The sequence below is a fragment of the Kitasatospora saccharophila genome (assembly GCF_039529925.1).
GTDB classification, from domain to species: Bacteria; Actinomycetota; Actinomycetes; order Streptomycetales; family Streptomycetaceae; genus Kitasatospora; species Kitasatospora saccharophila.
On record NZ_BAAANS010000029.1, the window covers coordinates 11544 to 32812 of the forward strand.

A 21269-nucleotide genomic window follows, 5' to 3' on the forward strand; every position below is an offset into this window, starting at 1 on the left:
GTGCGGGGGTGGTCCGCTCTCGGGCGGCCCACCCCCGCACCCCGCTCCGGCCCCAACGCCCCAGCCAGACCGCCAGATTGAAGGAGAGCCGGGCATGGACAGCCTCCGGCACGAGCTGACGCGGTTCATCCAGCAGCCCGCCGCTCAGCAGGACCCACCCGCGCTCTACCGCCGGCTGCTGGCCGAGGCACCCGTCCTGGACCTCGGCCCGCTGTACGTGGTCTCCGGGCACCAGGAGGTCCTCACCGTCCTGATGAACCCCGGCACCAACGTCGACCCGACCACCGTCGGACTGCCCAGGGCCGGGAACACCGCCCTGCTCAAGGTGGTCAACCGGATGCTGCCGATGCGCGACGGCGCCGACCACACCCGGCTCAAGCGGCTCGCCACCGCCGCGTTCAGCCACCGCAGGCTGGAGCAGATGCGCGAGCGGATCGAGACCACCGCCGCCCGACTGCTCGCCCCGCTGATCGCCGCCGGCTCCTTCGAGCTCGTCGCCGACCTGGCCGTCCCGCTGCCGGTCGCCGTCTCCTGCGCCATCCTCGACGTCCCCGACTCCGAGCAGGACCGGATCACCGGCTGGGCGGGCCTGGTCGCCCGGGCCATGCTCGACCCGGCCGGCACCGGCCCCGGAGCCGCCGCCATCGACGCCGAGTTCGCCGAATTCCACGCCTACGTCGAGCAGTTGTGCGCCGAACGGACCGCCCGCCCCGGCGACGACCTGATCAGCCGACTGGCCACCGCGCGCGGCGAGGGCCGGCTCGACACCGAGGAACTGCTCGCCTTCGTGGTGATGCTGCTCGCCAACGGCCTGGAGACGCTCACCTCCGGACTCGCCGTCGCCGCCTGGGAGTTGATCCGCACCCCCGGTCTGGCCGCCCGGGTCCGCGACGAACCCGCGCTGGCCGCCGCCGTGTTCGACGAGGCCCAGCGGCTCGGCAGCCCGGTCCGCGCCAGCGCCCGGGCACTGACCCGCGAGGTCGTCCTCGGCGACACCGTCGTCCCGGCGGGCAGCGTCGCCATGCTGCTGTACGCCGCCGCCAACCGGGACCCGCGCCGCTTCGCCGACCCCGACCGCTTCGACCCGGACCGCCCCGAACGCCAGCACCTCGCCTTCGGCCACGGCCCGCACCACTGCCTGGGCGCCCCGCTCTCCCTGATCGCGGGCTCCGCCGTCCTGCGCGGCCTCGCCGAGGCCGACGCCGTACGGGAGTTGAGCACCACCCTGACCGAGGCCACCGCCCGCCCGAACGAGCAGTTCGCCTTCGGCGGGGTGCGCGAACTGCCGGTGTCCTGCCCGCTGCGGACCGAGCTGATGGAGGTGGCGGCATGAGCACCGCGACGGAGCCCGAGGCGCCGGAACGGGAGCGTTCGCAGACCGCGGTGGTCGCCGCCGCCCGGGCCGCCGCCGTGCTGGAGCCCGGACTCGACCAGCCCGTGCGGCTGATCGGCGCCCGGCTGTGGCTGTCCGGCGCCGCCCTGGTGCTGGCCGTCGGCGCGGGCGCGGGCTGGGCGGTGTGGGGCAAGCTCCCGCACACCATGACCGTGCACGCCGTCGCCGCGCACGGCGACGCCCCCGTCCGGGTGGCCGCCGAACGCCCCGGCAGCCTGGTCGAGTTCGAGGTCCGGCCGGGCGACCCGGTCACCGCCGGACAGGTGCTGGCCCGGGTCGGCGACGGCGAACTGACCGCCCCCGAGAGCGGCACCGTCAGCGCCCTGCTGGCCCCGCCCGGCAGCCAACTCGCCCCCGGCACACCCGTGCTGACCCTCGACCCGACCGCCGCCCCGGCCACCGTCCGACTGCTGCTGGACGACCCGCAGGACGCGGCGAAGCTCGCCCCCGGCCTGCCCGTGCTCGTCCCGGCACCCGGCGGGGGAGCGGTGCGCGCCGTCATCGACCGCGTCGAGGCGCTGCCAGTCCGCGCCGACTCGCTCGACGGCACCCTGCCGGTCGCCCTCCCCGGCCTGCCGTCCAGCGGCGCCCCGGTCTGGATCGCCTACGCCCGGCTCCCGCAGGGCGTCGCGTTCGCCGGCCCGCTGGCCCTGGACGTCCGGGTCGACCTCGGCAGCCGGCACCCCTACCAGGCGGTGCTCGGACAGGAGGCCAAGCGATGAAGCCCGCCCGGACCGCCACCGCCGAGCCGCCCGCCACCGAACCGCGCACCGCCAACGGCGGGCCGCCGCCGCGGCCGGAGGCGCCGCGGCCACCGGAGCCGCGCACACGGAGGAAGGCCCAGCAGAAGCGCACCCACCTGCGCACGCCCGTCGTCCCGCAGATGGAGGAGCAGGACTGCGGGGCCGCCTGCCTCGCCGTGGTGCTCGGCGCCTTCGGGCGGCGGATCACGCTCAACGAGGCGTCCCGCGCCTGCGGGGTCAGTCGGGACGGCGTCAGCGCCGCCGCCGTCGCCCGGGCCGCCGGGCGGTACGGGCTGCTGGCCCGCGGCCGCCGGGTGGTGCGCCGCGAGGGCGAGCGGCTGGAGGGCCTCGACGCGGTGCCGGTGCCGTCGATGGTGCTGGTCACCGGCCCGCACTTCGCCGTCTTCGAGGGCGTCAAGCGCGGCCGGGTGCACGTCAACGACCCCTCGCTGGGCTCCTACTCGGCCACCCCGGCCGAGTTCTGGGAGTCGTTCGCCGGCATCGCCGTCGGCTTCGAACCCGGACCGGACTTCGAACCCGGCGGCCGCCGCTTCCCGCTGCTGCGCTCGCTCACCGCCCGGATGCGGCCGTACGCCTGGCCGATGCTGGTCGCGGTGCTGGTCGGCATGCTGATGACGCTGCCCGGCGTGGCCTCCGCCTTCCTGCTGCGCACCTACCTGGCGACCGTCGTCAACGGCGGCGCGAGCGGCTGGGCGGTGCCGCTCACCCTGGCCGGGTTCTCCGTGACCGCCCTGGTGCTGGCCGGGAACTGGCTGCGCTCGGCGATGGTCAACCGGGTGCTGGAGGCGATGGCCGCCCGCTCCTCGGCGGCCTTCCTGTGGCGGATGCTGCGGCTGCCCGGCGCGTTCTTCCACCGCCGCCAGCTCGGCGGCCTGGTCACCCGGGTGCAGCTCAACGACGGCCTCGCCAACCTGCTCTCCTACCGGGTGGCGGGCGCCGCCTCCTCGCTGGCCGCCGCCACCGTGCACCTGGGCGCGCTGCTCTGGCTGGCCCCCAAGCTGGCCGTCATCCCGGTCGCCGTCGCGGTGCTGGACGCGCTCGCGCTGCGCTCCGCGGACCGGCGGCGCGGCGGCACCATCCACCGGCTGCACGCCGAGGGCCACAAGCGCGACGGCGTCGCCTTCGCCGGGGTGTCGGCGATCGAGACGGTCAAGGCCGAGGGCGCCGAGGACGCGCTGTTCCGCTCCTGGGCCGGCTGGCAGGCCCGCGCCGCCCACACCGGGCAGCAGGTCGCCGCCAGCGTGCTGGTGCCGCTCTCGCTGCCCGGCGCACTCAACTCCGCCGCCGCGGCCGCCGCCGTGATCGCCGGAACCGCCCTGCTGCTGGCCGGCTCGCTCTCCTTCGGCACCCTGCTGGCCTTCCTGCTGCTGCTCAACGGCTTCCTCCTGCCGGTCTCGCAACTGGTCGGCACCGGCTCCGAGTTCACCGTCGCCCGGGCGCAGAACGCCCTGCTGGAGGACATCGAGACCAGCGAGGTCGACCCGTACCTCACCCCGGTGCTCGACGCCCCCGCCGAACCCGTCCGGCTGCGCGGCGAACTCGAACTGCGCGACCTGGAGTTCGGCTACGACCCCAACCGGCCCCCCGCCCTCACCGGCATCTCGCTGCGGATCGCCCCCGGCGAATGGGTCGCCGTGGTCGGCGGCAGCGGCAGCGGCAAGTCGACGCTGGCCCGGCTCGCGGCCGGCGTGCTGCGGCCCTGGAAGGGCGAGGTGCTGCTCGACGGGAAGCCCCGCGACGACTGGCACCGGGCCGTCGTCACCGGCCAGGTCGCCTACGTCGAACAGCAGTTGCGGCTCTTCGAGGGCACCGTCCGGGAGAACCTCACGCTCTGGGACCCGGCCACCGGCGAGGACGCCCTGCACCGGGCGCTGGCCGACGCCGAAGCCGCCGAACTGGTCCGCCGCCGCGGCGGACTGGACGCCCGGATCGACGAGGACGCCCGCAACTGGTCCGGCGGCGAACGCCAACGCATCGAGATCGCCCGGGCGTTGGCCCTCGACCCGGCGCTGGTCGTGCTCGACGAAGCCACCAGCGCGCTGGACGCCCACACCGAGGCCGCCGTCAACGGGCACCTGCGCCGCCGCGGCGTCAGCTGCCTCGTGCTGGCCCACCGCCTGAGCACCATCCGGGCCGCCGACCGGGTCGTGGTGATCCGCGAGGGCCGGATCGTCCAGCAGGGCCCGCCCGCCGAACTCGCCGAACAGGACGGCCCGTACCGGGAGTTGCTGCGCGAAGCGGCGGCCGCCGGGACGGGCGGGGACCCGGAGACGGCCGAAACCGCCGAGACGGCCGGGACCACCCAGGTCACCCAGGCCACCCAGGCCACCCAGGCCGCCCAGACCACCCAGACCACCCACGACCAGCCCGTCCGGACGGAGGAGCAGGCATGACCGTCACCACCACTGCCGCCCCCGCGGGCGGGACCACGACCACCGCGGCGGACGAGGAGCGCGACCCGGCGACCCGGGCCGACGCCACCGCGGCCGCCAACCGGACCGCGCTCGCGGACGCGTTGGCGGAGTTCGGCACCACCACCCGCCCGCACACCTCCCCGCGCCGCGGCGGAGCCACGCCGACAGCGCCGCGCCACCGCGCGGACCTGGCGCGGGAGGTGCTGCGGGCCCTGGGAGTGCCGGTGCCCCACGAGATCCCCGCCGCGGTGCGGGACGCCGCCGACCCGGTCACGGCGCTGCTGCGCCGGGCCGGAGTGCGCTGGCGCCCGGTCACCCTCACCGGCGGGGACGAGAACGGCACGGCCGGACCGATGGTGGCGTTCGCCGCCGAGGACGGCCGGCCGATCGCCCTGATCCCCCGGGCCGGACGGCACCGCCGCCACGACCCGGGCTCCGAACGGGCTGCCACCCGTGCGGAGTTGAGCCGCCAGGCGCTACTGCTGTACCCGCCGCTGCCACCGGGGTGCCCGACCCCGGGCGACCTGCTGCGCTTCGCCCTCGCCGTGCCCGGTGCCCGCCGGGACCTGGCGGTGCTGAGCCTGGCCGGTCTGGTGTCGGCGCTGCTCGGCCTGCTCGTCCCGCTGTCCACCGGAGTGCTGCTGCCCGGCCTGCTGCTGGCCGAACGGCACCCGGTGCGCTGGCTGGCCGTGCTGCTGGGCTCCGCGGTGGTGGCGTCCTGGCTGCTCACGCTGGTCCGCAACACCGCGGCCGTCCGGCTCACCGGCCGGGTGCAGCACGCGCTCGAACCCGCCGTCTGGGACCGCTTGCTGTCCCAGGACGCCAGGTTCTTCCGCGACTACACCACGGGTGACCTGGTGCACCGGGCGAACGCGGTGGCGCAGGCCCGACAGGCCCTCTCGGAGGTGCTGGTGGGCGCCGTGCTCGGCGCGGTGTTCGCCGTCACCGGGCTGACGGTCCTGCTGCTGGTGGACTGGCGGCTCGGCGGGCTGCTGCTGCTCGCCGTGCTGGCGGTGACGGCCGCGCTGCTGCTGCTCGGCCGTCGCCGCCAGGAGTACGAATCGCAGGTCTACCAGGCGCACGGGCAGCTGCAGGGCGTGCTGTACGGGCTGCTGCTCGGCATCGACAAGATCCAGACCGCCGGCCGGGAGATCCAGGCGTTCGCCCGCTGGGCCGTCCCGTTCGCCGGGCAGAAGCGCGCCGACGCCGCCGCGATGCGCAGCGAGGCGCTCTCCGGAGCCCTCACCACCGCGCTCCAACCGCTGCTGCTGGCCGTCCTGCTGGCCGGTGCGACGTTCGGCCCGGCCGCCGAGGCCGGGCACCTGATGGCGGCCGGCGTGGCGGCCGGCCAGGTCGCGCTGGCGCTGGGCCAGGTCACCCACGCCGCGGTCGGCGCGTACGGCGTCGCCCCGGTGCTGGAGCGGCTGCGGCCGATCCTCGCCGAACCGGCGGTGAACGCCGCCGAACGGGCCGGGCAGCTCGCCGACCCCGGCCGGCTGCGGGGCCGACTCGCCCTGGACGGCGTGGTGTTCCGCTACCCGGGCAGCGCGCTGCCCGCCCTGGACGGGGTGTCGCTGCGGGCCGAGCCCGGCGAGTTCGTCGCCGTGGTCGGGCCGTCCGGCGCCGGGAAGTCCACCCTGATCCGGCTGCTGCTCGGCTTCGAGCGGCCCGAAGCCGGTGCGATCCGCTACGACGGCCGCGAACTCGCCACCCTGGACGCCCGGTTGGTGCGCCGACAGCTCGGCTCGGTGCTCCAGCACGGCCGGATGCTGCGCGGCTCGCTGCTGGAGAACCTGGCCGGCGCCGACCCCGACGTCACCGAGGACCGGATCTGGCACGCCGCCGAACTCGCCGGAATCGCCGACGAGTTGCGCGCCCTGCCGATGGGCCTCGGGACCAGGGTCGGCGAGGACGCCCAGGGCTTCTCCGGCGGCCAGGTGCAACGCCTGCTGCTGGCCCGCGCCCTGGTCCGCGACCCCGCCGTGCTGCTGCTCGACGAGGCCACCTCGGCCCTCGACAACGCCACCCAGCAGCGGGTCGCCGCCGCCGTCGCCGGACTCGACCGCACCCGCCTGGTGATCGCCCACCGACTGAGCACCATCCGCACCGCCGACCGGATCTACGTGCTGGACGGGGGACGGGTGTCCGCCGAGGGCACCTACCGCGAACTGCTCGGCACCGAACCGCTGTTCACCCGCCTCGCCCGCTTCCAGGAGATGTGAGATGTCGCTCGACGTTCAGACCTGGCTCCGCACCGCCGGAACCCCGGGCCCCGCGGCCCCGACGACCGCCCTGCTGCCCGGCCTGCCCGGCGCCGACGAGCGGCTGCACGCCGTGATCGCCGCCGCCGCCAGCTTCGAGGAACGCGCCGCCGCCCGCGACGACGGGCAGGCCCTGTTCGCCCCCGACCAGGGCGAGGACCGGCGCAGCCGGACCGCCGCCGTCGAGACCTGGCTGCGCCGCGCCGCGGGCGACCAGCGCTCCGCCGGGGTGCTGCTCGACCACCTCGCCGAGACCGGCCGCCCGCTCGGCGAGGGCCTGCGCCGGGTCCGGCTCGCCGACCCGGCCAAGCTGCCGAGTTGGGCGTACCCGCTGGCCGTGTTCCTGCGCGCCCAGAGCGAGGCGCCCGCCACCGGACCGGGCGCGGTCGCGGCCGGCTTCCGGGCCGCCGCCGACGCGCTGCTGCCCGCCGGGCAGGGCTCGGTGCTGGGCGTCCCGGTCACCGCGAAGGGCCGCGCCGACGTGGTCGGCACCCTGACCGGACGGCTGGTCGAGGTCGCCAACCTCACCCTCTGCCAGGAGTTCCAGCTCGCCACCGGCCGCCCCCGCGCCACCGGTTGGGACGCCGAGGGCGGCCCGGACGCCTCCGCCGCGGGCTGGCTGGCCCGGCTGGAGCGGCTGCCCGCGCTGGCCTACCTGATCGGCACGGTCTGCCGGCAGTGGCAGGAGATGTACACCGAGATGTTCGCCCGCCTCTCCGCCGACCGGGCCGGCCTGGTCGCCGAGATGTGGGACGGGGTCGACCCGGGCGCGCTGGACTCGGTGCACGGCGACGCCGGCGACCGGCACGCCCAGGGCCGCTCGGTGGCGCTGCTGCGCTTCGCGAACGGCGCCGGCGTGGTCTACAAGCCCAAGGACATGCGGCACGCCACCGCCTTCCTCCGCCTGGTCGAGCGCCTCAACCGGGAGCTGAGCCTCGACCTGCCGGTGCGCACCGTGCTGATCCGCTCCGACCGCGGCGACGACGGCCACGGCGCCTCGCTCAGCACCGACTGCTCCGGCGACTACGGCTGGGAGGAGCTCGTCCCGTCCCGCCCCTGCGCCGACCGCGCGGGCTTCGCCCGGTTCTACCGCCGGCTCGGCATGACCATCCGGCTGGTGCAGCTGCTCGAAGGCCGCGACATGTGGGCCGACAACCTGCTGGCCGACGGCGAGCACCCCGTCCTGATCGACCTGGAGTGCCTGCTCTACCCGCGGGTGCAGAACCCGCCGGTGCTCAAGGACGCCCAGCACGCCCTGCTGGACGAGCTGGAGACCACCGTGGTGCGCACCGCGATGGCCTTCCAAGCGTGGACGCCGGCCGGACGCACCGACGCCCTCGACATCGGCTGCCTGTCCCGGGTCGGCAGCCTGGAGGTCGTCCCCGGCGTGCCCGCGCTGCCCATCACCGCCTACCGGCCGGTGCACGACGGGCAGCCCGCCGACCCGTGGCAGTACACCGAGGAAGTGGTCGAGGGCTACCGCGAGATGCACGACGCGCTGTACCGGATCCGCGCCGAACTCGCCGACCCCGAAGGACCGTTGAGCGGATTCCGGGGCGTCTGGGTGCGCTACATCTGGCGGCACACCTGGGACGGCTACAAGATCCTGCGCGCCTCCACCAGCCCGCTCGCGCTGGACGACGGCGCGACCCGGGAGACCGTCATCGCGGGCGCCCTGCGCGGCGCCGTCACCGCCCGCTCCGGCGACCCGGACCGCGGCGACCTGCTGGAGGTGGTGCTCGCCGAGCTCGACTCCTTCCGCACCCTGGACATCCCGTTCTTCCGCTCGCTGACCACCTCGTCCTCGGTGTTCACCGCCGACGGCCGCGAGATCCCCGGCCACTTCCGCTCCACCGGCTGGCAGCGCCTCCAGCAGCGGGTCGCCGAACTCGACGACTTCGACCTGGACACCCACGTCGCGGTGCTCTCCGGCTGCGTGGACGCCGCCCGGGCCGGCACCGAGGAGCCCGCCACCCCGCCGCGCCCGCTCACCGCCGCCGAACCGCCCGCCCCCGGCGAACTGCTGGCCGAGGCCGTCGCGATCGGCGACCGGATCCTGGACGCCCGGCGCGGCACCGGCTGGGTCGCCCAGGGCTGGTACCCGGGCACCGGCCTGCGCCAGGTCGAGGTGCTCGGCCCCGACCTGACCGCCGGCACCCTCGGCATCGCCCTCTACCTCGCCGAACTCTGGTCCGCCACCGGCGAACCCCGCTTCCACCGGGCCGCCCACGCGCTGCTCGCCGAGGCCGCCGCCCTGATCGACCCGGCCGAACCCAAGGCGTTCGCGTTCGCCGGCGACTCCCGGCTGGCCTCCGGCGCACCCGTCCCCGGCGGCTTCTTCGGCCCCGGCGCGATCATCCACGGCCTGGCCCGCGGCGGACTGCTGCTCGGCGAGGCCGACTTCCTCGCCGCCGCCCAGGCCCTGGTCCCCGGCGCCATGACGGTCGCCGAGTCCGCCTCCAACCGGCCCGGCCGCCCGGTGAAGATCCCGCACGCCGACGTCCCGCTCGGCACCGCCGGCCTGCTGCTCAACCTGCTGCGGCTGCGCCGCGCCGCGGGCGGCGGCCACGGCGAGACCGACCGGGCGATCCGCGTCCTGGCCGCCGGCGCGCTCGACCGGCTCGCCGACGAACACAGCCCGTTCGACTTCCTGCAGCTCGTCCCCGGCGGCACCGACTCGATCGCCGCCGCGCTCGCCCGCACCCTCGCCGAAGCCCCCGCCCTGCTCGCCGACCCCGAGGACGTCCGGGCCCGGCTGCACGCCCACCGCTTCGACACCGCCACCCGCTCCGGCCGCCTCGCCTGCCTGGACGCCGCCGTCTCGCTCGGCGCCGACGCCGTCGACCAGGCCGACCTCGGCGCCCTCGCCCCGCCCGTCACCGGCCCCGAACTCGCCGCCCTCACCGGCCGCGCCCTGCTCTCCGCCGCCACCGAGGCACTCACCGCCGCCGAGGCCGGCCTCGTCCACACCCTGCCCGAGGACGCCACCGGGGCCCTGCTGGACGGCCCGTTCTACGACGGGCGCGAGGCCGCCGCCCTGATGGTCCGCGAACTGCTCACCCGCCACCGCCTGCACGGCACCTGGTTCCCGGACCGGGCCGCGCACGACGCCGTCAACCTCGGCGCGCTGGACGGCACCGTCGCCGTCGGCCTGCTGCTGCTGCGCCTGCACGACGCCTCCGCCGCCCCGCTCGCCACCCTGCGCTGACCGCGCGCCGCTTCGAGGAGTACCCGCCATGTCCGAACTCATCGGCTTCAAACGCCACTTCACCCCGTACGTGGTCGACGGCGAGGCCGTCTACCTGGTCTCCGAGCGCGGCGTCTCGGTGGTCGACGGCACGCTCGCCCAAGCCCTCGCCCCGCTGCTGGACGGCACCCGCACCGCCGAGCAGATCGGCGCCGCCCTGGACGGCGTCGTCCCCGCCGACAAGCTGCGGGCCGGCGTCGACAAGCTGCGGGCCGGCGGCTGGGTCACCGCCGCCGACCCGGCCACCGACCGCCCCGGCGCGGCCTTCTTCGAGATGGCCGGGCAGGACGGCGACACCGCGATGACCGCGCTGCGCGCCGCCACCGTCCGGATCGAGGTGCACGGCGACCTCGACCCCGCGCCGTTCCTGGCCGCCCTGGCCGCCGCCGGCGTCACCGTCGACCAGGACGCCGAGTTCACCGTCGCGCTCACCGAGGACTACCTCCACCCCGGCCTGGCCGAACGCAACCGGCAGGCCCTCGCCGACGGCCGCCCCTGGCTGCTGGCCCGCCCGGTCGGCTCGATCGTCTGGGTCGGCCCGGTCTTCAGCCCCGACACCCCCGGCGTCGACGGCTCCGGCTGCTGGGAGTGCCTGGCGCACCGGCTCTCCGCCAACCGGCAGTCGCTCAGCTACCTGCAGCACCGGCTCGGCCAGGACCAGCCGATCTCCACCGCCGGCGCCCACCTGCCCGCCACCCTGGCCCTGGGCACCCAGCTCGCCGCGCTGGAGACCGCCAAGTGGCTGGCCGGCGCCCGCCCGCCGCAGCCCGCCGTCACCACCCTGGACACCGTGCTGCTGGAGAGCGAGAAGCACGTCCTGGTCCGCCGCCCGCAGTGCCCCTCCTGCGGCGACGACGCGATGATGACGCTGCGCCAGCTGGCGCCCGTCCGCTTCGAGTCCCGCCCCAAGGCGTTCACCGCCGACGGCGGCCACCGCTCCGCCTCGCCCGAGGACATGCTGGAGAAGTACCGCCCCCAGCTCAGCCCGGTCACCGGCGTGGTCACCACCCTCGTCCCCGCCGCCCGCACCCCCACCGGCCTGCGGGTCTACGTCTCCGGGCAGAACCTGTCCCGGCAGAGCGGCGACCTCAAGCAGCTGCGCACCGGCCTGCGCTCGGTCTCCTGCGGCAAGGGCCGCACCGACGTGCAGGCCCGGGCCTCCGCGCTCGGCGAGGCGATGGAGCGCTTCTCCGGCGTCTTCCAGGGCGACGAGGCCCGCCGCACCGCGACCTTCGCCGAACTCGGCGACGCCGCGATCCACCCCGGGCGCACCCTGCTCTACTCCGCCAAGCAGTACGCCGAACGCGACCGCTGGAACGTCAAGCAGTCGATGTTCAACGTCGTCCCGGTGCCGTTCCGCACCGACGACCCGATCGAGTGGTCCCCGGCCTGGTCGCTCACCGAGCAGCGGCACCGCTGGCTGCCCACCCAGGCGATGTACTACGGCTACCGGCACGCCGGCCGGTTCTACGCCGCGGGCGACTCCAACGGCTGCGCGGCCGGCACCTCCTTCGAGGACGCCGTCCTGCAGGGCTTCCTGGAACTCGTCGAACGGGACGCCGTCGCCCTGTGGTGGTACAACCGCGTCCAGCGCCCCGCCGTCGACCTGGACGCCTTCGGCGACCCGTACGTCGACCAGCTCCGCGAGGTCTACCGCGGCCTGCGCCGGGAGATCTGGGCGCTCGACCTGACCGCCGACTTCGGCATCCCCGTCGTCGGCGCCTTCTCCCGCCGGCTCGACGCCGGGAGCAACGGCACCAACGAGGACGTGCTGATCGCGTTCGGCGCCCACCTCGACCCGCACATCGCGCTCACCCGCGCCCTCACCGAGATGAACCAGTTCCTCGGCCCGGTCGCCGGCGACGAGCACGGCAGGGTCAGCTACGCGGGCGCCGACCCCGAGCAGAAGGCCTGGTGGACCACCGCCACCGTCGCCAACCAGCCCTACCTGCTGCCCGACCCGCGCGCCCCGCGCTCCACCCCCGCCAGCTGGCTCCCGCTCGCGGGCCCCGACCTCGCCGACGACCTCGCCCTCGTCCAGAAGATCGTCGAGGACCGCGGCATGGAGTTCCTGGTCGCCGACCAGACCCGCCCCGACGTGGGACTGCCCGTCGCCCGGGTGATCGTCCCCGGCATGCGGCACTTCTGGGCCAGGTTCGCGCCCGGCCGGCTCTACGACGTCCCGGTCCGGCTCGGCTGGCTGGACACCCCGACCCCGGAGAGCGAGCTCAACCCGATCCCCATCTTCATCTGACCGACGCGCGGGGCAGCCGGGCCCGGCTGCCCCGCCCCTCCGGGGAGGTACCCATGACCGTCATCGAAACCCTGCCGCCCGCCCCCGCCACCGGGGGCCACCGCCCGCTCCGCCGCCTGCTGAGACTGCGCCCCGAGGTCGAGGTCACCGCCCAGGGCGCCGACGTCGAACTCGCCCACCCGTGGGGCCGCCAGCGCGTCCACGCCCTCGGCGAGCGCACCGTCGCCGCGCTGCTCGACCTCACCCGCGCCGACGCCGACCTCGACCTGCTGAGCCTCGACCACGTCCGGCTGCTCAAACTGCTCGAACGCTTCCCGTACCTGGTCACCACCACCGTCGCCGACCCGCTCGGCACCCCGCTGGCCACCGCCGTCCCGATCGCCCGCTCCGCCGCCCTGCCCGGATTCGCCCGCCCCACCGGCCGGTTGGTGCTCTCCCGGTTCGCCTACCTGCGCCGGCTGCCGGACGGCCAGGGCCAGGACGGCGAGAGCTGCGTCCTCGAATCGCCGATGGCACCGTTCCGGCTCACCCTGCACCAGGCCGCCGCCGGCGCCTTCGTGGCCGCCCTCAGCACCTCCCGCACCGCCGAGGAGGCCGCCCTGCTCGCCGGAATGAGCCCCGGCGAGGGCGAGGCCCTGGCCGGACTGCTGGCCGGCGGCGGCTTCCTGGACGCCGGACAGGGCTCCGAGGCCCCGCTCTGGGACTTCCACGACCTGCTGTTCCACGCCCGCAGCCGCCCCGGCCGGCACGACTACCCCACCGGCGGCGTCTTCGCCCACCAGGACGTCCCGCAACTGCCCGCGGTCTCCGCCCCCGGCGCCCGCGAGGAGGGCGAGGGCATCGACCTGCCCGTCCCCGACTGGGACACCGTGGTCGCCCGCGACCCCGCGCTCAGCGAGGTCCTGGAAGGCCGCCGCTCGGTGCGCACGTACGCCGACACCCCCGTCACCCTCGACCAACTCGCCGAACTGCTCTACCGGGTGGCCCGGGTCCGCCGGGTCATCCCCGGCGACCCCGCCGACCCGCACGGCTACGACGGCGTCGAACGCCCCTACCCGGCCGGCGGCGCCACCGGCGAACTGGAGGTCTACCTCTCGGTGGTCAAGTGCGTCGGCCTGGAGCCCGGCGTCTACCGCTACGACGCCGCCGCCCACCGGCTGCGCCCCCGCCCGTTCCAACACCCCGGCGAGGAGGCCGCGTTCAGCGAACTCGTCACCGCCGCCTGGCGCGCCACCGCCTGCACCGTCGACCCGCAGGTGCTGCTCACCGTCACCAGCCGGTTCGGCCGGCTCTCCTGGAAGTACAGCCAGATCGCCTACGCGCTGACCCTCAAGCACGTCGGCGTGCTCTACCAGACGCTCTACCTGGTGGCCACCGCCATGGGCCTGGCCCCCTGCGGCCTCGGCTCCGGCGACACCGACGCCGCCGCCCGGGCGCTCGGCCTGGACTGGACGGCCGAATCCTCGGTCGGCGAGTTCCTGATCGGCAGCCGCCCGGCCGGGGTGCCGCGCACCGCGCACGGCTTCGCGGACGTGGTGGACGCCGCCCGCGCCGGGGAGGGCTTCGGCGAGAACTTCTGACGGCCCTTTTCGGACACGCGCACGCCTGCGACCCGTCAGCGGGAATCTGACGGGTCGTCGGCGAGCCTGCGTTTCCTCAACCGCCCTACAGCCAGCCGCACTCGCGGGCGATCCGGATCGCGTCGCAGCGGTTGCGGGCCCTGGTCTTGGCGATCGCCGCCGAGACGTAGTTGCGCACCGTCCCCGGCGAGAGCGACAGCGCCGCGGCCGCCTCCCGCACCGTGCTGCCCTCGGCGATCTCGCCCAGCACCGCCAGCTCCCGGCGGCTCAGCGGCCCGGCCTGCCCGGACCGCACCACGTCCAGCACCAGCCGCGGGTCGTACACCCGGCCGCCGCGGGCCAGTTCGCGCACCGCCGCGATCAGCGCCGGCGCCTGCACGTCCTTCAGCAGCACCCCGGCCGCGCCCTCCACCAGGGCCCGCCGGGACTCCGCCGTCCGCGGCAGCGCCGGGACCAGCAGCAGCACCGCCGTGCCCGGCGCCGCCTGCTGCACCTGCCGGGCCGGCCCCGGCCCGTCCGGCTGCTCCGGGTCCAGGCCCAGCACCGCCACCGCGGGCCGCACCCGGGCCGCCGCCGCGGCGGCCTCCTCGCCGCCGGCCGCCTCGGCGACCACCGCGAGGTCCTCCTCCCGGTCCAGCAGGGCCCCCAGGCCCGAGCGGAACAGGTGGTGCCCGTCGGCCAGCAGCACCCGGGTCGAGTCCGTGGCCGCCGGCTCCGCGGACGGGAACCGGTGCGTCATGACCCGCTGCCCCAGCGGGCGTTCCAGTGCGGTCGTCATCCGCGCGCCTCCGCCCGTCCCGGCCCGGTCAGCCCCAGCCCCAGGTACCGGACTCCTGCGCGCCACCGCTCGGGCTGGTGGTCGGGGTCGGGCTGCCGGAGGGGACGGGGGTCGGGTCGGAGACGCCGGGGCCGATCACGATCGCCTGGGCCCCCGCGTCGGCGGGCTGCCCCGGGCCGTCCAGGACCACCCCGTCGGCGGTGACCACGGCGCCCGGCCGGGCCGGCCCGGCCAGTTCGGCGGCGGTGGCGACGCCACCCACGGTCAGAGCGCCAAGTACGGCAATCGCGACAATTCGAATGTTCAGCGACATGGGAGTGCCCGGTCCTCTCGCGTTCGGCTGATCCCCGGGCTGCCACCGGGGAGTGTGGTGTGAGCCGCCGTCAGGTCTCCGGTGCGCTCCGCGTCCCCCGCCGGGGGCTGCTGCCGCGGTTCCCGCTCCGTCGTCCTGCCGACAACAACGAGAGTGCTCCCGGTGGCACCTCCGTGTCAGTAGCCGGAGCTGGCACCAGAGTGCCGTGACACCCTGAGGACAGCTCCCGCCCCCGCCCCCGCCTCCGGCACCCGACGCCCGGTCAGCTCCGGGCGCTGTCCTGCCACAGCCCCAGCGCGATCCACGGGTCCGCCTCGCAGCGCTCCACCGACCAGCCCGCCAGCGGCCCGTCCGGCCCCACCAGCCGCGCCGCACCCGCCCGCAGCGCCAACTCCGCCGCCAGCAGCGAGGACGCGGTCAGGAAGCACACCGCCGCCAGCCCGTCCACGCCCGCCCGCAGCCGCACGGCCCGCACCCGGGCGTGGCACACCCGGGCCCCGTCCAGCCGCAGCCGCAGCAGCGCCGTCCGCACCGGAGCGGCCCCCGCGGTCTCCGGGCAGCCGTCCTCCACGGGCGGCGGAACCAGCTCCAGGCGGATGGCGTACATCCGTCCAGCGTGGCAAACCGCGGGCCGATCCGGGGGCCGCCACCGGTGTCAGATCCCCGCCTGGCACGAATATGACAGTTCCCGGGCGCTCTTCACGCCTCGCCCACCAGTGCGACAGAATCTCCGCAAGCCAGTTCTCCCCACCGTCCGGACAGCGTTAGTCTGACGCCCGGTCAGCAGGAATCCGGGGGGTGCGCGGCACCTGCGCGCTGGAGGTCGACATGGGCAGAACCACGAGAACGGGCACCCGGCCGGACGCACGACGGACCGACTGTTGACCGCCGGCGGCCCGATCGGGCTCGACGCGTTCGGCGAGGCGGTCTACCGCGCCATGCTGCTGCACCCCGACCTCGACACCGGTGGCCTGGCCGGACACCTCGACTCCACCGAGGCCGAGGTCGGCGAAGCCCTCGACCGGCTCGCCGACCTCGCCCTCACCCGCCCCGCCAGCTGCGGCACCCGCTGGCGCGCCGTCAACCCCGAACGCGGCCTCGCCGCCCTCCTCGCCCACCAGGAGGCCGAGGAGGCCCGCCGCCAGCGCGAGGCCGAACGCAGCCGGGCCGCGATGGCCGGACTGATCGCCGAGTACGCCAGCATCCACGCCCCCGGCACCGACGGGCAGCGCGGCATCGAGATGCTCGCCAGCCTCGACCAGGTCCGCGACCGGCTGATCCAGCTCGCCTCCGACGCCACCGTCGAAGTGCTCTCCTTCGCCCCCGGCGGCCCGCAGCCCGCCCCCGTCATGGAAGCCAGCCGCGCCCTCGACCAGGAGACCCTGGAACGCGGCGTCCGGATGCGCACCGTCTACCAGGACAGCGTCCGCAACGACCCCGCCACCGTCCAGTACGCCCGCTGGCTGCACGGCCTCGGCGGCGCCGTCCGCACCACCCCCACCCTGCCGCTGCGCATGATCGTGGTCGACAACGCCACCGCCATCGTCCCGATCGACCCCGACGACCCCCGCAAGGGCGCCGTCCTCCTCCAGAGCCCCGGCGTGGTCGCCGCCCTGCGCGCCCTCTTCGACCAGGTCTGGGATCACGCCCGCCCGCTCGGCGAGAGCCCCCAGCGCGACCTGCGCGGCCTCACCGGCCAGGAACGCGAACTGCTCCGCCTCCTCGCCGAAGGACTCACCGACGAACGCGCCGGCCAGCGCCTGGGCGTCTCCCTGCGCACCGTCCGCCGGATGATGGCCGACCTGATGGTCCGGATGGACGCCCGCAGCCGCTTCCAGGCCGGCATCCAGGTCGCCGCCCTCGGCTGGCTGGAGACCGCCGAAGACGCCCCCGCCTAGCCCCCCGGCGGGCCCCTCCCCGCACCCCCGCACCAGGCCGCCAGACAACCCGCGGCACGCCGCAGGCGGTTCCGGCGCGGCTCGTCCTGCCCTCCGTCGCTGCTGCGGCCCGTCCTCCAGGCTCGCCGCAGGCGGTTCCGGGGGCCGGTGCTCGCGGCAGGCGGTTCCGGCGCTGGCTGTCCTGCCGGCCCGTCGTCGCTGCGGCCCCGCCGCAGGCGGTCGCCGTCGCCGCCCGGCGCGGTGGCCCGCCGGCAGTCCTCCGCCTCCGCAGCCCGCCGCAGGCGCTCCGCCACGGTCGCCCGCCGTCCGAGGCTCGCCGCAGGCGGTCGCCGTCGTCGCCCGGCGCGGTGGCCCGCCGGCAGTCCTCCGCCTCCGCCTCCGCCGCAGGCGCTTCGCCACGGTCGCCCGCCGTCCGAGGCTCGCCGCAGGCGGTTCGGGGGGCCGGTGCTCGCCACAGGCGGTTCCGGTGCCGCTGTCCGTTGCCGTCGCCGCTTTGGCAGTCCTCCGCCCCTGCGGCCCGCCGCAGGCGCTCTGCCAAGGTTGCCCGCCGTCCGGTGATCGCCGCAGGCGGTTCCGGCGCTGACTGTCTTGCTGGTCCGTCGTCGTTGCGGCCCCGCCGCAGGCGGTCGCCGTCGCCGCCCGGTGCGGTGGCCCGTCGGCGGCCCTCCGCCTCCGCAGCCCGCCGCAGGCGCTCTGCCAAGGTTGCCCGCCGTCCGGGGCGCCGTAGGCGGTTGCCGTCGCCGTCCGGTGCGGTGGCCCTCCGCCCCGGAGCCCGCCGCAGGCGGTTTCAGCGGCGGTGCTTGCCGTTGGTCGGCGCCGGGGTCGGGTACGGGATGCGCAGCTTGCGGGCGAACGGTGCCACCGAGGCGCCCACGCCCAGCGGGCGGGCCAGGACGAACAGCGAGACCAGCACGGCCAGCGCGCCCGCCGCCAGGCCCGCCAGGCTGCCGAACAGCCCCGCGCCGAACCGCCCCGCCAGCCAGTGCGCGGCCAGCGCGCCCGGGAGGCACGCCAGGATCAGGCCCAGGTGCAGGACCACCAGCCGGCCGCCCTCCAGCCCGCTGCCGTGCCGTCGCACGCCCAGGTCCACGGTGGCGTTCGCGCCCGGCGCGAAGGAGTCGGTGCGCAGCACCATCGTGGCGTCCGGGTTCCCGCCCGGCGCCTCCCGCCGCGGGGCGGGCACCGTCGCGGGCGGGGCGCCCTTCGCCAGTCGGCGGCCCAGCGCCACGCCGGTCACCACCGCCGACAGGGTGGCCGCCACGGTGTGCGCCACCGCCATGCCGATCACCTTGTAGCGCAGCGGCAGCGTCTCGTACGCCACCCAGCACAGCGCCGCGTTGGTGCCGGTGGAGATCAGGGTCAGCCAGAACGGCGTCCGGGCGTCGCCCATCGCGTAGAAGCCGCGGGCCAGGCCGTACTGGGCGCAGAACGCCGGCAGGCCGACCGCGAAGGCCATCAGCAGCAGGCCGACCACCATCGCGTCGTCGTGCACGTGCGCCCCGGAGCCGTAGCCGTACGCGGCCATCGCGATCTGCGAGCCCAGTGCGAAGAACAGCACCGCCGCGGTGACCACCATCGCCGCCGAGGAGCGCAGCACGCCCGACAGGTCCTCGCCGATCTTCCGGTAGTCGCCGGCCGTCGCGGCCCGGGACATGGTCGGCAGCAGCGCCGTCACCAGCGACACCGTGATCACGCCCTGCGGGACGACGAACAGCGCGTAGGCGTTGTTGTAGGCGGAGAAGCCGCGCCCGCCCAGGATGCCCGCGTCCTTCGCCGCGGTGCCCGCGCTGGTGCTCAGGCTGGTGATCACCGCGAAGGACAGCTGGGTGGCCAGCACCAGGGCCAGCGCCCAGCCGGCCGCGCGCAGCGGCCGGGTCAGGCCCGCGCCGCGCCAGTCGAAGCGCGGGCGGTAGCTGAAGCGGGCCGAGCGCAGCGAGGGCAGCAGCGCGAGCGCCTGCACCATGATGCCGAGGGTGGAGCCGAGGCCCAGCAGCATCGCGTCCCCGCCGCTCACCTCGTTCGCCTCGTACGCGTGCTTGCCCATCGCCAGGTAGCCGCCGAACACGGCGATCGCGACCACGTTGTTCAGCACCGGCGTCCACATCATGGCGCCGAACCGGTCGCGGGCGTTCAGCACCTGTCCGAGCAGGGTGAACACGCCGTAGAAGAGGATCTGCGGCAGGCAGTACCGGGCGAAGGTGATCGCCAGTTGGCGCTGCACGGGGTCGTCGGCCCCGGAGTAGAAGTCGACGATCTGCGGGGCGAACAGCCAGGCGCCGACCGTCAGCAGCACCAGGATCACCCCGCACAGGGTGAGCAGCCGGTCGCTGTACGCCTGGCCGCCGTCCTGGTGGGTCTGCATCGCGTGCACCAGCTCCGGCACGAACACCGAGGCCAGCACGCCGCCGAGCAGCATCATGTAGACGATGTTCGGCAGCGAGTTCGCCACGTTGAACGCGTCACCGGCCGGGCCGGTGGCCAGCGCCGCCACGATCACCGCGCTGCGCACGAAGCCCAGCGCCCGGGAGGCCAGCGAGCCCAGCGCCATGATCAGGCCGTTGCGGCCGGTGGAGGCGGCGGGCTTGGCCGCGGCGGGCTTCGCGGGCTCGGCCGCCTGCTCCTCGCTCACCCGCGGCGGCGGCACCGGCCGTTCCGGGGCGTACGGCGACCAGCCGGGCTGCTCGAACGCCTCGGCCGGGATCCGGCCGAGCTGCATGGTCGGCTGGTCCTGCCCCGGCCACCCGGCCGACTGCTGCCCGTACGGGTCGCCCTGCGGGTACTGCGGCTGCTGCTGGTGCGGTTGGTGGTGCTGCGGCTGCCCGTACGGCTCGCCCGGCTGCTGCCGGTGCGCCTGCTGCTGCGGCTGGTGCTGCGGCTGCTGGTAGGGGCCGCCCTGCGGTTGGTACGGGTCGGTGGGGCCGTCCGCGGTGTGCATGGTCATCGGACCCCCCGTCGATCGGTGCCCGTCCGGCTTTGCGTGGGTGAGTGCGGTGAGTCGGCGCTGGTCCGGACTCCGCCTGCCGGTTGCAGGGTGCACCAGCCGCAGAAGTCTGCCCCACTTCGGCACCCGATGGGGAGTCGGGTGCCGACCGGCGGGGTGTTCGACCGGGTCGCACCGGTGCCCGGTGGCCTTGCCGCACCCGCCGGGGAGCGTCGTTTGCGCCCGGAAACACGCGGAATGCTGGCCGCGCGGTTCCCCCGGGGGGAGGAGGCGGGCGACCGGGTGTGACGTTGCTCACGGCCCGTCAGGAACGGCCCGGATCGCGCTCCGTGACCGGCGGTACGCCCTCCACCGGCCCGCCCTGCCCGCCCGTCCCGACCGGCGGCAGCGGTGGCGCCAGCACCCGCTGCACCCGCGGCCGGGTCCGCAGGCGCAGCAGCCGGACGTCCCGGCGGAGCCGGCCCGGCCGCCACAGGCCCACCACCAGCGCCGGGGCGGCCAGCGCCACCGGTGCCACCGCCCAGGCCGCCAGCACGTCGCTCGGCCAGTGCGCGCCCAGCGCGATCCTGGTCCAGCCCACCGCCAGCACGGCCAGCGCCGCGGCGCCGCCCGCCGCCGCCCGCCCCGGCCGTCCGGTGCGCGGCCAGGCCAGCGCCAGCAGCACCCCGCAGGTGACCGTCGAGGCCAGCGCGGGGCCGGACGGGAAGGAGGCTCCGGCGTCCGGGGCCAGCTGGTCGGCGAAGTGCGGTCCGGGGCGGCCGATCAGCGCCCGCCCCGCGGCGTCGGCGGCCCAGGCCAGCAGCGCGGCCGTCGCCGCCCAGCCCGCCAGCCAGCGGGCGCCCAGCGCCCACAGCCACACCGCGACCGCCCCGAGCAGGGTCCGCATCACCCAGGGCGCGCCCAGGTCGGCCAGCGTCTGCAGGGCGGCCGTCCAGACCGGGTGCCGCAGCGCGTACCGGTGCAGCAGCGCGGCCCAGCCCTGGTCGAACCGGACCAGCGGCGCCCAGTCGGCCCGGACCAGGACCAGCAGCACCGCGAACACCAGCGCGCCCGCCAGGGCCGGCCAGGCACAACGGAGCGCCCCCGTGCGTTGTACCGGAGGACGGGCCGTCGGCGGGCCGGTGCGCCGACCGCCGCCCGGGCGCCCGGTGGCCGCTCGGGAGTCGTGGTCGGCGGACTGGTGCATGACAGACACCTTCCCAGCGGCAGGCGGCGAACCGGCGCTGGGGCGATAGCGATTCGGCATCGGTTGTGCGGATATGCCGCGAAGGCTCCGCGCCGGTTCGGTGCCGGTTCCGGGGAGCACGCCGTGCGGGGCGCGTCACGCTGCGTGTACCGATCGGATGAAAATCGGCAGGATACTGCATCGCCGGTGGAAAACTGAGCCACTTGGGAATGTTGTCCGATTTCTGTGCGTTGGATCGTT

At 76.1% G+C, this 21269-nt stretch carries 13 protein-coding genes; 8 read left to right on the top strand and 5 right to left on the bottom strand.

The window, feature by feature from the left end; all coding sequences use genetic code 11:
* The first annotated feature begins 94 nt into the window (after positions 1-94).
* Genes ABD345_RS21455 through ABD345_RS21485 form a run of 7 tightly spaced genes read left to right on the top strand, consistent with a single transcriptional unit; the run spans position 95 to position 13913 of the window.
* On the top strand, positions 95-1333 hold the full coding sequence (locus tag ABD345_RS21455; RefSeq protein ID WP_344554082.1) for a cytochrome P450: 1239 nt from the start codon (positions 95-97) through the stop codon (positions 1331-1333).
* On the top strand, positions 1330-2115 hold the full coding sequence (locus ABD345_RS21460; RefSeq protein ID WP_344554083.1) for a biotin/lipoyl-containing protein: 786 nt from the start codon (positions 1330-1332) through the stop codon (positions 2113-2115). Before ABD345_RS21455 ends, ABD345_RS21460 begins: the two co-directional genes overlap by 4 nt.
* Complete coding sequence (locus tag ABD345_RS21465) at positions 2112-4550, top strand: ATP-binding cassette domain-containing protein (RefSeq protein WP_344554084.1); 2439 nt, start codon at positions 2112-2114, stop codon at positions 4548-4550. Before ABD345_RS21460 ends, ABD345_RS21465 begins: the two co-directional genes overlap by 4 nt.
* Positions 4547-6793, top strand: a complete 2247-nt coding sequence (locus ABD345_RS21470) for an ATP-binding cassette domain-containing protein (RefSeq protein ID WP_344554086.1) — start codon at positions 4547-4549, stop codon at positions 6791-6793. Before ABD345_RS21465 ends, ABD345_RS21470 begins: the two co-directional genes overlap by 4 nt.
* Position 6794: 1 nt before the next feature.
* Positions 6795-10040, top strand: a complete 3246-nt coding sequence (locus ABD345_RS21475; RefSeq protein WP_344554087.1) for a DUF4135 domain-containing protein — start codon at positions 6795-6797, stop codon at positions 10038-10040.
* A gap of 28 nt (positions 10041-10068) precedes the next feature.
* A complete protein-coding gene (locus ABD345_RS21480) occupies positions 10069-12333 on the top strand; it encodes a TOMM precursor leader peptide-binding protein (RefSeq protein ID WP_344554089.1) in 2265 nt (754 codons plus the stop codon).
* Positions 12334-12386: 53 nt separating this feature from the next.
* Positions 12387-13913, top strand: coding sequence for a SagB family peptide dehydrogenase (locus ABD345_RS21485; RefSeq protein ID WP_344554090.1), 1527 nt, complete (start codon positions 12387-12389; stop codon positions 13911-13913).
* An 85-nt stretch (positions 13914-13998) separates the two neighbouring features.
* On the opposite strand, the gene ABD345_RS21490 is transcribed toward ABD345_RS21485, so the two are convergent.
* The 3 genes from ABD345_RS21490 to ABD345_RS21500 form a co-directional block, all read right to left on the bottom strand.
* On the bottom strand, positions 13999-14691 hold the full coding sequence (locus ABD345_RS21490) for a response regulator transcription factor (RefSeq protein ID WP_344554091.1): 693 nt from the start codon (positions 14689-14691) through the stop codon (positions 13999-14001).
* A 28-nt stretch (positions 14692-14719) separates the two neighbouring features.
* Positions 14720-14953, bottom strand: coding sequence for a hypothetical protein (locus ABD345_RS21495; RefSeq protein ID WP_344554092.1), 234 nt, complete (start codon positions 14951-14953; stop codon positions 14720-14722).
* Positions 14954-15266: 313 nt separating this feature from the next.
* A complete protein-coding gene (locus ABD345_RS21500) occupies positions 15267-15611 on the bottom strand; it encodes a hypothetical protein (protein ID WP_344554094.1) in 345 nt (114 codons plus the stop codon).
* Between the two features lie 274 nt (positions 15612-15885).
* Here ABD345_RS21500 and ABD345_RS21505 point away from each other — a divergent pair, with 274 nt between their 5' ends.
* A complete protein-coding gene (locus ABD345_RS21505) occupies positions 15886-16902 on the top strand; it encodes a LuxR C-terminal-related transcriptional regulator (RefSeq protein WP_344554095.1) in 1017 nt (338 codons plus the stop codon).
* A 787-nt stretch (positions 16903-17689) separates the two neighbouring features.
* Here ABD345_RS21505 and murJ read toward each other — a convergent pair.
* Positions 17690-19843: a murein biosynthesis integral membrane protein MurJ gene (gene murJ, locus ABD345_RS21510; RefSeq protein ID WP_344554096.1), complete on the bottom strand. Its 2154-nt coding sequence runs from the start codon at positions 19841-19843 to the stop codon at positions 17690-17692.
* Between the two features lie 304 nt (positions 19844-20147).
* The gene (locus ABD345_RS21515) at positions 20148-21029 is read right to left on the bottom strand and encodes a phosphatase PAP2 family protein (protein ID WP_344554098.1); all 882 of its coding nucleotides are present in this window, start codon (positions 21027-21029) and stop codon (positions 20148-20150) included.
* Positions 21030-21269 lie beyond the last annotated feature (240 nt).

Bases quoted from the DNA above. Each gene is read 5' to 3' on its own strand.
- ABD345_RS21455 (WP_344554082.1), top strand. From the start codon at position 95: ATGGACAGCCTCCGGCACGAGCTGACGCGGTTCATCCAGCAGCCCGCC.
- ABD345_RS21460 (WP_344554083.1), top strand. From the start codon at position 1,330: ATGAGCACCGCGACGGAGCCCGAGGCGCCGGAACGGGAGCGTTCGCAG.
- ABD345_RS21465 (WP_344554084.1), top strand. From the start codon at position 2,112: ATGAAGCCCGCCCGGACCGCCACCGCCGAGCCGCCCGCCACCGAACCG.
- ABD345_RS21470 (WP_344554086.1), top strand. From the start codon at position 4,547: ATGACCGTCACCACCACTGCCGCCCCCGCGGGCGGGACCACGACCACC.
- ABD345_RS21475 (WP_344554087.1), top strand. From the start codon at position 6,795: ATGTCGCTCGACGTTCAGACCTGGCTCCGCACCGCCGGAACCCCGGGC.
- ABD345_RS21480 (WP_344554089.1), top strand. From the start codon at position 10,069: ATGTCCGAACTCATCGGCTTCAAACGCCACTTCACCCCGTACGTGGTC.
- ABD345_RS21485 (WP_344554090.1), top strand. From the start codon at position 12,387: ATGACCGTCATCGAAACCCTGCCGCCCGCCCCCGCCACCGGGGGCCAC.
- ABD345_RS21490 (WP_344554091.1), bottom strand. From the start codon at position 14,691: ATGACGACCGCACTGGAACGCCCGCTGGGGCAGCGGGTCATGACGCAC.
- ABD345_RS21500 (WP_344554094.1), bottom strand. From the start codon at position 15,611: ATGTACGCCATCCGCCTGGAGCTGGTTCCGCCGCCCGTGGAGGACGGC.
- murJ (WP_344554096.1), bottom strand. From the start codon at position 19,843: ATGACCATGCACACCGCGGACGGCCCCACCGACCCGTACCAACCGCAG.
- ABD345_RS21515 (WP_344554098.1), bottom strand. From the start codon at position 21,029: ATGCACCAGTCCGCCGACCACGACTCCCGAGCGGCCACCGGGCGCCCG.